Here is a 14,318-nt window from a genome sequence, read left to right on the forward strand (position 1 = left end):
GCATCCATCGTGAGTTCCTTTGCGTTGAAGGAACTCCACGGTCGGCAGGCGACGCCGCCCTGCCTAAAGCCTGATCAATACTACGCTACGCCACCCCAAGCGACCCTCCCGCGCAGCGGGTTCGTGCTCTGGTCGATTTCGGTCGGTTCAATCGCCACCGATGCTTGCTCGCCCAAACGATACAAAAGCGCAGATGCCGTGTGCGAAATAGGACTGCATAGGCTGGCCCCGGCCCCAAAGTTGGGTACAGTTCAATACACACCGTACGCGACAAATCGCAGCGGCTAAAACTATGAAATAATGTCATAATATGCCATTTTTTCAACATGGCAGCTTCTCAGTCAAATCTGACTTGCCGTGCATCCAGCCTTCTGTGGCAAATCAATTGGTCGAGGAAATAGCGGACTTCCGGCAATCGCCAGTCTCTTGACGGCCAACCAGAACATAAGTAGAACTTGCTTGCCTTTCGCAGTGTGTTCCAGGCTCCGCCACCATGGAGTCCAGTATGACACGCAACGTTTCCATCCAAACCTACCTGCCCAAGCATGTCGCTGCCTGGGTTCAGGATGAGGCCACCCGCGCCAAGCAGAGCCGCAGCCAGTGGATCGGCGCTATCGTCACCGATCTGTTTCAGGGCCAGGAATTCCGGGAGGAAGGCCGCAGGAACGTCGAGCATATCAAGCGGCAGTTGACGTTCATTGCCGTGGCGCTCGATGGCCTGCTTCTCGAACATCCGGACAAGTCCCTTCGCGGCCGGGTGCACGAAGCCCACCGGCGCAAGGTAACAGAGGCCGATCCGGAGCAGGGGCGATGATCCGGCCCGCAGGATCAATGTTGCGCGAGAGCGGGCAGCTTGCGCTGCCATTTGCCAAGCCCGCTGTGACAGAAACCGCGCTCGAGCCAATCTCCGTCCGGATCGCGGATGCCATTCGGTTGACCGGCATCCGGCGATCCAAGCTCTATGAACTGATCGCTTCTGGTGATCTGGAGACGGTCAAAATCGGGCGGTGCACTCTGGTCCCGGTAGCCAGCCTGCACGCTCTGATCGAGCGCGCGAGGCAAGGGCTGCTATGATGCGCTGTGGCCGAACTTGGGGCGCAGGATGGTCGCGCCGTCGCGCAGCTGATCGATGTAGTCGGACCAGTGCTGCATCATGCGCACCCGCTCTTCCCAATACTGGCCACGGGCGTAAGCGCGGCGGATCGAGTTGCCGTCCGCATGTGCCAGTTGTCGCTCAATGGCATCGGGGTTCCAGATGCCCATTTCATTCAGCAGGGTGGCGGCCATGGCGCGAAAGCCGTGGCCTGTCATCTGATCCTTGCTGAAACCCAGACGGCGCAGAGCCGCATTAATGGTATTGTCCGACATCGGGCGGTCGAGGGCGCGCAGCGACGGAAAGAGGAAGCCGCTGTAGCTGGCGTCGTGCTCAATCTCGCCGATGATCGCCAACGCTTGCCGTGACAGCGGCACTGCGTGAGGACGGCGCATTTTCATCTTGTGGTCCGGGATCGTCCAGACAGCTTTGTCGAAGTCAAACTCGCTCCATTCTGCCCAGCGCAGCTCGCCCGGGCGGACAAACAGGTGCGGAAGGAGGCGCAGCGCAATCCGGGTCAGTGCATTGCCCTCGTAGTCCTCGACAGCGCGTAGCAATGCGCCAGCATCGGCCGCAGTGGTGATCGCGGCCCGGTGGTTGGTGCGCGGGGTGACGAGCGCGCCACGCAGGTCCGAGCAGATGTCACGCTCCGCTCGCGCGGTAGCAATGGCGTACCGGAAGACCTGACTGCACGTGCTACGGATGCGGTTGGCGGTGTCGTACCGCTTGGACGCTTCGATCTTCTTGAGGACGAGCAGCAGTTCATGGGCCGTGATTTCGGAGATCGGTCGCCTGCCCAAGACCGGGTAGGTTTGCGCAAGCAACCAGCGCGCCTTCTTGAGGGTAATCGGTGCCAGCCCTTCCTTCTCGATCTTCGCCAGCCATTCTTCTGCCACGGCCTGAAACGTATTGGTGGCAGCGATGGATTTTGCGATCTTTTCCAGCTTTGCCTGCTCCAGCGGATCAAGGCCTTTGGCGAGTTGGCGACGCGCTTCGAGCAGCATCTCGCGCGCATCACCCAGCAGGATCTCAGGCCAGCGCCCGAACGACAATGTCCGTTGCTGTCCGCCGAAGCGGTAGTTCATTCGCCAGTATCGGATGCCGGTGGTTTTCACGAGAAGGTAAAGGCCATCGCGATCCGATAGCTTGTAATCCTTATCCCTGGGTCTCGCGTGCTTCACCGCGTTTGCGGTCAGGCCCGTCTTGCGTTTCGCACCGTCCGACATTGATGGACCTCCGAATCCATGTTCGGGGTCCGATCCATCATCCGTACCATCATTGTACCCGGATGCAGGTGGAACCGTCCGAACCGCTGCGGGAGATGATATCAGAAAAAATGCCGGAAAACAGCCGCTTGATGGACGTTGCCGGACGTCTCCAAACGGAGAAATGGAGGCCCGAGCCGGAATCGAACCGGCGTAAACGGATTTGCAGTCCGGTGCGTAACCACTCCGCCATCGGGCCAGATCGCAGAGATGCGTGGTTTCGCGGCCCTAGCGCCCGATCTTCCGCAATGCAATCCGATTATTCCGCAGTTCTGCTCGTTCAGATGCCATCAAGTGATTGCTGTCGGAGGGCTTGTCGCCGCCCAAGCTGGTACTGGAGGAGCTTGGTGCTGTGCTGCGAAAGGTGACCGATGATGGGCGAGCTGTAGCCGGTGAGGCAATCGAACCATTCGCTGGCCCAGGGAATCCACGCCACCTTGTCCAGATCGAACCTAGTGGCCTTGTGAAGGCCGCACGAGTCCATTTCAGCGGCATTCGTGACAAAGAAGTCATTCCGACGCTGCATCAGCTTCAGCTGCGTGGTGCCGTAGATCAGCTGAACTTCTGCTTCGTCCGTTCCATCGGTCGCGTAGACGGCGGCGTTCAGCACTACAGCCGGTCGAGCTTTGGGCCCAGGTTTCCCCAGATCAGGGTGAAACGGAAACCGGCACCATACGATGTCGTATGGTGCCGGGAGCGTGGAAACCGGGAAGAACGTCGTGGTCACACGAGCGACGGATACAGGATCACTCGCTTGGCCGCGCGCTTACCATCCGGATCGGCCAGGTGACGGATCACGTCGATCTGGGCATCGGAGATCTCGTCGTCGTACATAGGATGCGGCGGGGCCGTCCTTTGGTTACGACCCGGCCGATGGTGCTTTTGTGCGGACATGGCCCTGCTCTCTGCGAGGTTGATGTTCATAAAGCGAGAACGTCGATCGTTCGGAAATGTTGCATGGCAAACTTGAGCAAGGGTTAACGAGTCGCGCCTGAACGCGCGTTGACTGCCGCCAAGCTCTTCGCGCAAAATGCTATTTATTTCCTCCCGGCACTCGTTCAATGCCTGCCCGTTCTGTGTCGCGAAATATGGACATAAGCAAGCCTATTTTTCCCGGGAGATTGGCTGCGGATCGACGACTCCAGCGTCAAAATCGTGAGGTTTCAGCCAGATACAAAGCCTCATTGCTGGCACGAAAATTCATGCGACTGCTGGGCGGTGACGAAGGAATGTCAGCCCAACATGTCACCCCGCCGCCTCCAGCCTCTCGATCGCAGCTCGCGCTGCCCGCCGCTGGCTGATGTACTGCATCGCCATCTGGTAGGTCCGGTGCCCGATCACGCTGGTGATCTCGACCACGCTGCAGCCGGCCTCCTCCAGCTTGCCCGCGGCGAGGTAGCGCAGGCCGTGCCAGGACCTGTGCGGCATCTCGGCGATATCGGCCATGGCGCGGTTCAGCGCGGCGCTGAGGGCGCCGGCGGTCATCGGGCGGCCATTGGCGGCGCGGACGATCGTGCCGCCGAAGCCGGTGCGCTTGTTGTCCAGATGCTCGCGCAGCTTCGGGTGGCAGGGCAGATCGAGCCGTTCCTGGGTCTTGTTCTGGGCGACCCGCACGATGCCGCCGTGGTAATCCGCCCAGGTCATGGTGACCAGGTCCTCGCGGCGCTGGCCGGTGTAGAGCGCCAGAAGCACGGGCGTCTGCATGAACGGATCGCAGTGCTTCAGGAAGTGGTCGACCTCCTCGTCGCTCCAGATCGGGATGTGGTTGACCTTGGCCTTCAGCTTGCGGATCGGCTGATCCGGACCGGCGCGCTCGATCCGTTCAGCGCCGGGGACGATGGCAAGCTGCGCAAGGCCAGCACGGCCAGCAGCTATTGCTGGATCGTCTGGATCGTGGGGCAGACCGACACCCGTTACCCGGGGTCTCCATTCGATTTGCCGAACTACTCTGATGCAGCATTTGTGCAGGCTGACCCGCTGTTCAACACAACTGAGGCGGCCAACAACGTCCGCATTCACTTGAGCTTCGAGGCGGGCCGCCCATTCATCGCCGCCCTGGTCGGGCGGGCGATCGCGCGTTTGCGCCGCTGAGCCGTTGCCGAATCGCATGACCATGGCTCAGATGGGCCATGGTCGCGATGCTCCCCGCCTGGACTGCTACCCTCGACACGGCGATCGCTGCGGGCGGCCAGATCCGCGTGTGGTGCTCGAGCTGCAGACAGAACCGTGACGTCGACCTGGTCGCGTTGCGCGACCGTGTGGGCGGGTTCTACAGCCTACGCAATCGACGCTGCCGCTGTCGCCTGACGCCCGGCTGCCCAGGCTGGAACGAGTTCGATTACCTCAACGGCGTGTTCCGGCCGCTGCGGGAGATCGAGGTGGTGGAGTGGCGGTTGCACCGATTTCGTTCCGCAGTAGGCGGCTGACCGCGGCACAAAACCGTGCGGCTCGATCCCGGTGATTTTGCGGAAAACGGCGGGGAAGCGGGCCGGCGACCTGATTTGCAGTCCGGTGCGTAACCACTCCGCCATCGGGCCAGATCGCAGGGTTGCGTGGTGGGGCGCGTCTAGCGGCCCCCTACGCGCAATGCAACGCGATTCTCCGGGCAGCGAGCCGGGGTGATCCCGGCCCGCCATCCCGCTGTCACGCCGCGCTGGAGTTGATCCCCATGCTGGCGAGGTAGCGCTTGATGTTGCGCGCCGCCTGGCGCAGCCGCTGCTCGTTCTCGACCATGGCGATGCGGACGAAGCCCTCGCCGTCCTCGCCATAGCCGACTCCCGGAGCCACGGCGACTTCGGCATGGGTCAGCAGTTGCTTGGAAAACTCCAGGCTGCCCATTTCCCTCAGCGCCGGGGGCAGCGGCGCCCAGGCGAACATCGAGGCCTTGGGCGTGGGAATCTCCCAGCCGGCGCGGCCGAAGGCCTCGACCATCACGTCGCGGCGCTTCTGGTAGAGCACCCGGTTGGCCTCGACGATGTCCTGCGGCCCGTTGAGCGCGGCGCAGGCGGCGGCCTGGATCGGGGTGAAGGCGCCGTAATCGAGGTAGGACTTGACCCGCTTGAGCGCCGCGATCAGCCGGGTGTTGCCCACCGCGAAGCCCACGCGCCAGCCGGCCATCGAGAAGGTCTTGGACATCGAGGTGAATTCCACCGCCACGTCCTTGGCGCCCGGCACCTGCAGGATCGAGGGGGTCGGCTGGCCATCGTAGTAGAGTTCGGAATAGGCAAGGTCGGACAGGATCCAGACCTTGTTCTCCTTCGCCCAGGCGACCAGCCGCTCGTAGAAGGCCAGGTCCACCGTCTCCGCCGTGGGGTTGGACGGATAGTTGACGATCAGGATCGAGGGCCGCGGCACGGTGAAGGCCATCGCGCGTTCGAGCGACTGCCAGTAGCGCTCGTCCGGGGTGGTCGGCACCGACCGGATCGTCGCCCCGGCGATGATGAAGCCGAAGGTGTGGATCGGGTAGCTCGGGTTGGGGGCGAGCACGACGTCCCCCGGGCCGGTGATCGCCGTCGCCAGGCTGGCCAGGCCCTCCTTCGAGCCCATGGTCATGACCACCTCGGTCTCGGGGTCGAGATCGACTCCGAAGCGCCGAGCATAGTAGTTGGCCTGGGCCTTGCGCACCCCGGGGATCCCCGCCGAGGCCGAATAGCCGTGGGCCGAGGGCTTCTGCGCGACCTCGCACAGCTTGTCGATCACGTGCTGGGGCGGGGGCAGGTCGGGATTGCCCATGCCCAGGTCGATGATGTCCCGTCCCGCAGCGCGGGCTGCGGCCCGCATCGCGTTCACTTCGGCGATGACGTAGGGCGGCAGGCGCTTGATGCGGTAGAACTCGTCGTCCATGACCTTGGCAATTCCGGAAATAGAGCTGCGGCAACGGCGCCGCACCGCTTGCTCTAGGCATTTCCGGGGCAGGGCGCAAATGGACTGAGACCCGAATTCTGCCCGGCCGGGCACGGCAGGCGCTGACAAGCGCGCCAATTGCGGGCACAAGAGGGGCGGGCAGCCAGGTTCGAGCGGCAGGAAAAGGCATGAACGAGGAATCGGGCACGACGCTGTTGAACGGGACGACCGAGGTTGCCGCCGGCGCGGTGGCGGCGGCCGGGGCGATGTTCGGCGCGATGGTCAAGCTCCAGGCCGAAGCGGCCGAGGCGATGCTGGCGGGCATGGCCAGCCTGACCCCCGTGGCCCTGGCCCGCGACGGCGGCATTCCCGCCGCCTGGAACGCCATGGCCGATCAACTGGCTGCGGCGTGGCAGCCACAGGCCGCCGCCGACCCTGCCGGACTGCGCGACGCACTGGGCGGCGCGCTGGCCGATCCGGGGCAGTGGCGCGGCTTTGTCGACGGCTGGTATCGCGCCTTGCCCTTTCCCGACGATGCCACGCGCGAGCGTCTGCTGGCCGACAGCCTGCAGTTGTGGGATTCGATCCTGGGCCAGTACGGGATCGGCCCGGAGGCCGGACGCGACGTGCCCGAGCTGCCCCGCCGCGACCGGCGCTTCGCCGATCCGCGCTGGCGCGACCAGCCGGTCTTCGCCCTGATCCACCAGTCCTACCTGCTGCTGGCCGACCAGGTGAACGCGCTGGTCGAACAGGCCGAGGGAATCGATCCCGCGCACCGCCAGCAGTTGGCCTTCACCATGCGCACCCTGATCGATGCGCTGAGCCCCGCCAACTTTCCCGCCACCAACCCGGTGGTGCTGGAGCGGCTGGTCCAGACCCGGGGCGAAAGCCTGGTCACCGGCCTGCGCCATGTCCTGTCCGATCTGGCCCGCGGCCAACTGACCCAGTCGGCCCCCGGGGCCTTCGTGGTCGGCCGCGATCTGGCGACCACGCCGGGCAAGGTCATCCACGAAACCCGGCTGTTCCAGCTCATCCAGTACAGCCCCGTCACGCCCCAGGTGCTGGCCGCGCCGCTGGTGATCTTCCCGCCGTGGATCAACCGCTTCTACATCCTGGACCTCACCCCGCAGAAAAGCTTCGTGCGCTGGGCGGTGGAGCAGGGCGTGACCGTGCTGATGGTGTCGTGGAAGTCGGCCGATGCCAGCCTGGCCGATGTCACCTGGGACGATTACATCCGCGCCCAGATCGAGGCGATCGAGGTGGCCCGGGCGCGCTTCAAGGTCCCCGCGGTGCACACCATCGGCTATTGCGTGGCCGGAACCACCCTGGCCGCGACCCTCGCCGTCCTGGCCCGGCGCGGCGAGGGCGACAAGGTGGCCAGTGCCACCTTCTTCACCGCCCAGGTCGATTTCGAGCTGGCGGGCGAGCTGCGCAACTTCATCGACGATACCCAGCTGGCCATGATCGACGGGCTGGCCCGCGAAGGCTGCATCGATGGGCGCTATCTGGCCTCGACCTTCAATCTGCTGCGGGGGCAGGACCTGATCTGGAATTACGTGGTCAACAACTACCTGCTGGGCGAGGATTACCGGGCCTTCGACCTGCTCCACTGGAACGGGGATGCCACCAACCTGCCGGCCCGCTGGCACCGCGACTACCTGCGCGACCTCTATCGCGACAACCTGCTGGTCGAGCCCGACCGCTTGTCGGCCGACGGCACCCCGATCGACCTGCGGCGCATCGCCACGCCGTGCTTCATCCAGGCCGGACGCGAGGATCACATCGCCCCGCCGCAAAGCGTCTGGCGGCTGACCGACCATCTCGCCGGGCCCTGGACCTTCACCCTGGCCGGGTCCGGGCATATCGCCGGGGTGGTCAACCCGCCCGCCGCCCGCAAGTACCAGTACTGGACCAACCCCGGGGTGACCGAAAGCTACGACGCGTTCGTCGCCACCGCCGAGGAGCATGCCGGATCGTGGTGGCCGCACTGGATCGCCTGGCTACGCGCCCAGGCTCCGGCCGAGGTTCCCGCCAAGGGCAAGCGGGTTCCCGGCGGCCGTGGCGACACCGTGATCGAGGAGGCCCCGGGGCGGTATGTGATGCAGCCCTGACCGGGCCTGCGGGTCGCGTCGCGGGGTGCAGGGCGGAATTGTTGCACTGCACAAAATTCCTTGACAGCGAGCCCGCCCAACATTATTGTGCAATGCAGCAATAGGGCTCTTCCCGGGTCCGACCGCACAAGGATTGCACGATCATGGCTGCCGAAACCGAAGTGCCGCAGACTCCCGCTGCCACCGAAGCCACGCCCGAAATCAAGGCGGTGGCCCAGGACGTTGCCGCGGCTGAGGTGCCGGCTGTCAAGGTGGCGCCTGTGGCTGTCGCCGCAGCCACGAAGCCGGTGGCCAAGGCGCGCAAGGCTCCGGTCCGTCGCAAGCCTGCTGCCGTCAAGCCTGCCGCCGCGAAGGTGCCCGCTCCCACCGCTCCGGTGGCCAAGGCTCCCGTCGCGACCAAGCCTCCCGTCGCGACCAAGCCGGCCGCACGGATCAAGTCCGTCGCCCCGACCAAGCCCGCGCCCGTCAAGGCCAAGGCCCGGCCGGTGAAGAAGCCCGTTACCGCAAACCAGGCAGCTCCCGTTTCGCGACCGCTGCCGTCATCCAAGGAAAAGACCATGGCCAGCCAAGCGTTCGATTTCGTCGCTCCGTTCAAGACCGCCTTCGCCGACATCCAGGACAAGGCCAAGGAAGCTTACGAAAAAGGCACCGCCTCGTTCACCGAAGCCAACGACTTCGCCAAGGGCAATGTCGAAGCCCTGGTCGAATCGGGCAAGATCCTGGCCAGCGGCCTGCAGGAACTGAGCGCCGCCACCCTCACCGATTCGAAGACCGCCTTCGAAACGCTGACCACCGAGATCAAGTCGCTCGCCTCGGCCAAGTCGCCGACCGAGTTCTTCCAGCTGCAGAGCGCCCTGCTGCGCAAGCACTTCGACACCGCCGTCGCCCAGACCTCGAAGAGCACCGAGGCCATGCTCAAGCTGGCCAACGATTCGATGGCGCCGATCTCGAACCGCGTGACCCTGGCGGTCGAGAAGGTCTCGAAGGTCGCCTGACCTGAACTCCGGTCCGCCCGCGCGCGGATCCTCGGGCAAGCCCGGTCCGGTTCTCTCCTCTCCCGCCGGACGGGCCTGCCATGCAGAGGGGCCGGACAGCCAGCGCGCTGTCCGGCCCGTTTACCATCAATTTCGTCGGCCGGAGTCTTGTATGGCGACGGTCAGATACGATATTCTGCCAGCGATGGTTTCCGCCCCCTTCCCGATCGCCGACGATATCCTGCCGTTGCGGCCGGACCACGGCCTTGCGCGCGCGACCGGCGCCGGCTGGTCCCTGCCCCCGGTGGGCGGTCCCGACGATGACGGGGATGGCGATCATGACGGCGGCGGCGGGTCGGGCACCGAGATCGGCATTGCCACCCGCACCCGGGCCAAGCCCAAGAAGCCCAGCCAGTTCCGCGTCCTGATGCTGAATGACGATTACACCCCGATGGAGTTCGTGGTGATCGTCCTGAAGCGGTTCTTCCACATGGACCTGGAGCAGGCGACCAGGGTGATGCTCCACGTCCACCAGAAGGGTGTCGGGGTCTGCGGGGTGTTCCCTTACGAGATCGCCGAGACCAAGGTGAATCAGGTGATGGACTTCGCCCGGCAGAACCAGCACCCGCTGCAGTGCACGCTCGAGAAGGCCTGATCGGCCCCCGCGCCTGATCGGTCGATCGCGCGCCGGTCCGGTTCGCCGTGGGACCGGCCCCGCCTGTCAGACCAGCGTGGTCCCCACGATCCGTCCGACCGCGAAGGCCCCGGCCAGGCCCGCACCGGTCCAGGTGCACGCGCGCAGCGCATAGGGGGCGGGAACCAGCCCCGAGGCGCGGGCGACCAGCAGCGAAACCGCCGCCACGCCGCACAGCGCGACCGTCGCGATGCCCAGCGGCATGGCACCGAGGTGGAAGGCCGATGCCGCCGCCAGCGGAAGAATCCCGCCCATGGCGAAGCCGGCGGCCGATGTGGCGGCAACCTGCAGGGGCGCGGCGCCATGGTAGTCGCCCAGGCCACCGGTCGCGGTCGGCACCAGATCGTCGCGCGGTCCGACCCGGCGGTGCACGACCAGTTGGGCCTCGTCCGTCTCGACATCCTGCGGAGGCAGGCCGAGGCGCGCCGCCAGGGCGGCATATTCGGCCGTGGCAATGGCCAGCGCCCCGGCGATGAGCCCGGCCAGCCCGGCGAGCAGGACCTCGCCCTCGGTACTCGCGGCCGCGGCCACGCCCACCAGCAGCGCGGCCAGGGCCACCATTCCGCCCTGGGCGCGCAGCCCGGCGGACCGCAGCCAGGCCAGCCGGGCGCGGGCGTGATGCGCGATGAGGCGTTCGGGTTCCAGCATGACAAATCCCCTCTCCCGGTCCTGTGCGGCCGGTTCTGTCTGTTCTCGGCGGTCCCGGCGGCATTCTAGGCACAGGTCCGGCCGCTTGACCAGCCCGCCGCGTCAACCGCCGGTCCTTTGCCCCATCCCGGCCCAGACGCCGCCTTGCCACCGGCCCGGCCATGACCTAGGCAGGCCGGAGCCGGGCGAAACCCAAACCCTCGTGCCGGCGCCAGGTCCGCCCCCGATCCGATGAGCCGCCGTTGACGTTGCTTCCCGCCATCGACCGCTACATCCTGCGCCTGGTGGTGATGCCCATGCTGGGCGTCTTCGCCATTGCTGCCACGCTGCTGATGCTGGACAAGATGCTGAAGCTGTTCGACTTCGTCGCCAGCATGGGCGGGCCGGTCGGCGTGGTGTTCCGCATGCTGGCCAACATGATGCCCGAATATGCCAGCCTGGCGATCCCGCTGGGGCTGCTGCTCGGCACGCTTCTGGCCTTCCGCAAGCTGGCGACCTCGAGCGAGCTCGACGTGATGCGCGCGGTCGGCCTGTCCTACACCCGGCTGCTGCGTGTGCCCTATGCCATTGCGATCACCCTGGCGGCGCTCAATTTCGCGATTGTCGGCTATCTCCAGCCCCTGTCGCGCTATTACTACGAACAGCTCTATTTCGAACTGCAGAGCGGCGCGCTGGGCGCCTCGATCAAGGTGGGGGAATTCACCACCCTGGCCGATCGCATGGCGCTGCGGATCGAGCGCAGCCGCGACGAGGGGCGCCAGCTGGGCGGGATCTTCGCCCGTGTGGCCGATGCCAAGGGTCAGGTCCTGGCGATCTCCGCGCGCGAGGGGCGGTTCCTGGCGCTCAAGGAGAATCCCGATACCGTGATCCTGCGCCTGACCGACGGCCAGATCATCCAGAACGAGCCAGGCCAGACCCCGCGCGTGCTGAGCTTTGCCCAGCATGACCTGCCGATCGATCTCCCCGCGGTGGAGGCCTTCCGCAAGCGCGGCGGGAAGGAGCGGGAATACCTGTTGCCCGAACTGCTGCGGATCGGCTGGAGCGACCAGGTCTCGCCCCAGGTGCGCAACTCCACCCAGGCCAGCTTCAATTACCGCATGGTCGAAGTGGTGATGATGCTGATGATGCCGCTGCTCGCCGTGGCCCTGGCCGTGCCGCCCAAGCGCTCGACCTCGACCCTGGGCGTGTTCGTATCGATCGTGATGGTGGTGGCCTATCACAAGGTCAACGAATACGGCCAGTCGGTCGCCGCGCTCGGCCGGGTCGATCCCCTGCTCGCGCTGTGGGGCCCCTTCGTGCTTTTCAGCCTGCTGATCGGGTGGATGTACTGGAAAGTGGCCTATGTTCCCGGCGGCCAGCCGATCGCCGCGCTCGAACGCTTTGCCGCCAACCTGGGCAAGTGGGCCAGGCGGCTGGTGCGCCGCAACCCGTCGGCGCGGCGGATCGAGGGAGGTGGCGATGCAGCTTGAATTCTTCCCCTCGCGCACCTTGACGCTCTATCTGGTGCGGCTGTTCGCCACGCGCATCATCGGTGTCCTGCTGATGCTGGTGCTGGTCCTGCAGATGCTCGACCTCCTGTCGGAAAGCGGCGACATCCTGGCCTATCCCGGCAATGGCGAGCCGCAGCTGTGGACCTATGTCAGCCTGCGCGCACCGCAGCTCGTCGCCCGCTTCCTGCCCTATTCGGTCCTGCTGGCGACCATCCTGACGCTGGCCACGCTGAACCAGAACAGCGAGGTGATCGCGATGAAGGCGGCGGGGCTCTCGGCGCATCAGGTGCTGGCCCCGCTGCTGCTGACCGCGCTGGTGATCTCGGGCGTCAGCTTCGCCTTCAACGAACGCTTCGTCGCCCGCGCCAGCGCCACGCTGAAGGCCTGGCAGGCGGTCGATTTCGGGCCAATTCCCCAGGACACCGCGGTGCGCAGCAACGTCTATCTGCGCGATGGCAACAACATCCTGATGGCCCGGCTGGTCACCGGCACGGGCCGTGCCACGGTCCTGGACGATGTTACCTGGTATCGCCGCGACAGCCGGATGATGGTGACCGAACAGGTTCGCGCGCGTCGGGCCCGCTGGACCGCGGCGGGCTGGGCGCTGGAGCAACCCGTGCGCTTCGATGTGCACAGCACCACCCAAACCCCGCTGCCAGCCCTGGCCGTGGCCCCTGACGTCCCGCCCGCGACGGTCGAGCTGACCAATGTCGATCCCGATGGCCAGAACGTGTTCGAGCTGGCCCATACGATCCGGGCGCTCAAGGCCTCGGGGCGCCACACCGACGAGCTCGAGGGCAAGTGGTGGCACCGCCTGTCCGGTCCGCTCTCGGCCCTGCTGATGCCGCTGCTGGGGGCGATCGCCGCCTTCGGCCTGGCGCGGTCGGGCCAGTTGCTGGTCCGCGCGGTGATCGGCATGGCGCTGGGCTTTGCCTATTTCGTGATCGACAATGCCGCGCTGGCGATCGGCAACTTCGGCGGCTACCCGCCGCTGGTCGCGGCCTGGGCGCCGTTCCTGCTGTTTGCCCTGATCGGCGAGACGGTGCTGATCCGGACCGAGGAATAGCGCCCCGTGCGCCGGCCCCCGTCCGCGGCTTAACCCTCAGCGCCGGCGCATCGTGCTCCGCGCAATCCGCCCGATCAGCATGGCCATGCCGGGATAGCTCGCCCGGTCATAAGTCGATCCGGCGCCGCAGTGCGCCGCCAGGCGGCGGTGCGCTTCGGGCAGGGCATGGTAAGGCATGCTCGGCAGCAGATGGTGCGTCGCGTGATAGCGCAGGCCCACCGGCGCCCACAGCTCGGCCCAGAGGCCGGGCGGCGGCACGTTGACCGAATCGAGGTACTGCGCGGTCACCGTCATGGCCTCGCCCTCGTTCTGCCACAGGTGGGCCACCAGGGTGCGCAACTGGTTGAACACCGCGGTCACCGAAACCACCGCGATCGCGATCAGCAGCGGGCGCCAGCCGAGCCACTGCGTGCTGGCCAGCAGGGCGATGGCCCAGGCCGAGCAGCCCAGCTCCTGCCAGAACACCATCCGCGCGAAATCGTCCTCGGGGGCGCGGCGTTCGAACGCGGGATTGATCGACAGGGCCGAGGCGCGACCCCAGACCAGCCGGCGCAGGGGAGGAATGATCGCGCCGAGCGGCACCAGCACGGCCGAACGGATCAGCAGCCCGATCGGCAGAAGCACGGCCACCAGCAGGAACATCGGCAGCGACCACGGCTTCATCAGCGCCAGCGGCAGGTACTCGGGGTCCTCCACCGTGCCATAGCGGGTGCGCGCGTGGTGCAGGGTGTGGACCCCTTCGTACATGAACGAGGGGATCAGCATCGGAATGCCGACCAGCAGGTTCCAGGCGAAGCGGAACCCGGGCAGGGCATCGCGATGGATATGGGTCAGTTCGTGGATGAACAGCAGCGCGCGGTAGAGCGCCAGCACCGCCACCGCGGCGCAGGCCAGCGCGGCCCAGGGATTGTCCAGCAGGATCGCCCCGGCCAGGGCGCCATAGCCCACTGCGGCCGAGACCAGCATGTCCGGCCAGTAGATCCCGGGGCGCGCCGTCGCGATGTCGCGGGTCAGTTCCACCGCGGCGCGCAGCATGGCCTTGTCATCGGGGATGGCGCCCGACACCGGGTCTGCCTTGATCGTTTCGTAAACCGTCATTCCATCCGTCCGGCACGATGTGGCACAGGCTGGCGC

At 66.1% G+C, this 14,318-nt stretch carries 16 protein-coding genes and 1 tRNA gene; 9 read left to right on the plus strand and 8 right to left on the minus strand.

The window, feature by feature from the left end:
• The first annotated feature begins 505 nt into the window (after positions 1 to 505).
• Both H7F49_RS06005 and H7F49_RS06010 read left to right on the plus strand, forming a co-directional pair.
• Positions 506 to 814 (plus strand): hypothetical protein, encoded by a 309-nt coding sequence (locus H7F49_RS06005; protein WP_185682676.1) that lies wholly within the window; start codon positions 506 to 508, stop codon positions 812 to 814.
• Positions 811 to 1,074, plus strand: a complete 264-nt coding sequence (locus tag H7F49_RS06010) for a helix-turn-helix domain-containing protein (protein WP_328806553.1) — start codon at positions 811 to 813, stop codon at positions 1,072 to 1,074. The genes H7F49_RS06005 and H7F49_RS06010 overlap by 4 nt, the downstream gene beginning before the upstream one ends.
• On the opposite strand, the gene H7F49_RS06015 is transcribed toward H7F49_RS06010, so the two are convergent.
• From H7F49_RS06015 to H7F49_RS06035, 5 genes are all read right to left on the minus strand, one after another.
• Positions 1,069 to 2,319, minus strand: coding sequence for a tyrosine-type recombinase/integrase (locus tag H7F49_RS06015; protein WP_185682677.1), 1,251 nt, complete (start codon positions 2,317 to 2,319; stop codon positions 1,069 to 1,071). The two genes, H7F49_RS06010 and H7F49_RS06015, sit on opposite strands and share 6 nt — an antisense overlap.
• 164 nt (positions 2,320 to 2,483) lie before the next feature.
• A tRNA-Cys gene (locus H7F49_RS06020) sits at positions 2,484 to 2,557 on the minus strand.
• Between the two features lie 81 nt (positions 2,558 to 2,638).
• A complete protein-coding gene (locus H7F49_RS06025; RefSeq protein ID WP_185682678.1) occupies positions 2,639 to 2,968 on the minus strand; it encodes a hypothetical protein in 330 nt (109 codons plus the stop codon).
• A gap of 113 nt (positions 2,969 to 3,081) precedes the next feature.
• A complete protein-coding gene (locus H7F49_RS06030; protein WP_185682679.1) occupies positions 3,082 to 3,282 on the minus strand; it encodes a hypothetical protein in 201 nt (66 codons plus the stop codon).
• Positions 3,283 to 3,603: 321 nt separating this feature from the next.
• A complete protein-coding gene (locus H7F49_RS06035) occupies positions 3,604 to 4,062 on the minus strand; it encodes a tyrosine-type recombinase/integrase (protein ID WP_185682680.1) in 459 nt (152 codons plus the stop codon).
• Positions 4,063 to 4,074: 12 nt separating this feature from the next.
• On the opposite strand from H7F49_RS06035, the gene H7F49_RS06040 reads away from it, so the two are divergent.
• Positions 4,075 to 4,449 carry a hypothetical protein gene (locus tag H7F49_RS06040; RefSeq protein ID WP_185682681.1) on the plus strand — a complete coding sequence of 125 codons (375 nt, stop codon included), beginning with the start codon at positions 4,075 to 4,077 and terminating at the stop codon, positions 4,447 to 4,449.
• Between the two features lie 38 nt (positions 4,450 to 4,487).
• Entirely contained in the window at positions 4,488 to 4,784 is a 297-nt protein-coding gene (locus H7F49_RS06045) for a hypothetical protein (RefSeq protein WP_185682682.1), read from the plus strand.
• Positions 4,785 to 5,001: 217 nt separating this feature from the next.
• Here H7F49_RS06045 and H7F49_RS06050 read toward each other — a convergent pair whose 3' ends face one another.
• Positions 5,002 to 6,201 carry an LL-diaminopimelate aminotransferase gene (locus tag H7F49_RS06050; RefSeq protein WP_185682683.1) on the minus strand — a complete coding sequence of 400 codons (1,200 nt, stop codon included), beginning with the start codon at positions 6,199 to 6,201 and terminating at the stop codon, positions 5,002 to 5,004.
• Positions 6,202 to 6,389: 188 nt separating this feature from the next.
• Here H7F49_RS06050 and H7F49_RS06055 point away from each other — a divergent pair, with 188 nt between their 5' ends.
• From H7F49_RS06055 to clpS, 3 genes are all read left to right on the plus strand, one after another.
• A complete protein-coding gene (locus tag H7F49_RS06055) occupies positions 6,390 to 8,312 on the plus strand; it encodes a PHA/PHB synthase family protein (protein WP_235981947.1) in 1,923 nt (640 codons plus the stop codon).
• Between the two features lie 143 nt (positions 8,313 to 8,455).
• Positions 8,456 to 9,307 carry a phasin family protein gene (locus H7F49_RS06060; RefSeq protein WP_185682684.1) on the plus strand — a complete coding sequence of 284 codons (852 nt, stop codon included), beginning with the start codon at positions 8,456 to 8,458 and terminating at the stop codon, positions 9,305 to 9,307.
• 205 nt (positions 9,308 to 9,512) lie between these two features.
• Positions 9,513 to 9,941 (plus strand): ATP-dependent Clp protease adapter ClpS, encoded by a 429-nt coding sequence (clpS, locus tag H7F49_RS06065; RefSeq protein ID WP_407940291.1) that lies wholly within the window; start codon positions 9,513 to 9,515, stop codon positions 9,939 to 9,941.
• A gap of 66 nt (positions 9,942 to 10,007) precedes the next feature.
• On the opposite strand, the gene H7F49_RS06070 is transcribed toward clpS, so the two are convergent.
• Entirely contained in the window at positions 10,008 to 10,628 is a 621-nt protein-coding gene (locus tag H7F49_RS06070; protein ID WP_185682685.1) for a VIT1/CCC1 transporter family protein, read from the minus strand.
• A gap of 242 nt (positions 10,629 to 10,870) precedes the next feature.
• Between H7F49_RS06070 and lptF the strand changes: the two genes are divergently transcribed.
• Both lptF and lptG read left to right on the plus strand, forming a co-directional pair.
• Entirely contained in the window at positions 10,871 to 12,097 is a 1,227-nt protein-coding gene (gene lptF / locus H7F49_RS06075; RefSeq protein WP_185682686.1) for an LPS export ABC transporter permease LptF, read from the plus strand.
• Positions 12,087 to 13,184: an LPS export ABC transporter permease LptG gene (gene lptG, locus H7F49_RS06080; RefSeq protein ID WP_185682687.1), complete on the plus strand. Its 1,098-nt coding sequence runs from the start codon at positions 12,087 to 12,089 to the stop codon at positions 13,182 to 13,184. The genes lptF and lptG overlap by 11 nt, the downstream gene beginning before the upstream one ends.
• Before the next feature lie 36 nt (positions 13,185 to 13,220).
• On the opposite strand, the gene H7F49_RS06085 is transcribed toward lptG, so the two are convergent.
• Entirely contained in the window at positions 13,221 to 14,282 is a 1,062-nt protein-coding gene (locus H7F49_RS06085; protein ID WP_185682688.1) for a fatty acid desaturase family protein, read from the minus strand.
• Between the last annotated feature and the right edge of the window lie 36 nt (positions 14,283 to 14,318).

The organism is Novosphingobium aerophilum (genome assembly GCF_014230305.1).
GTDB lineage: Bacteria > Pseudomonadota > Alphaproteobacteria > Sphingomonadales > Sphingomonadaceae > Novosphingobium > Novosphingobium aerophilum.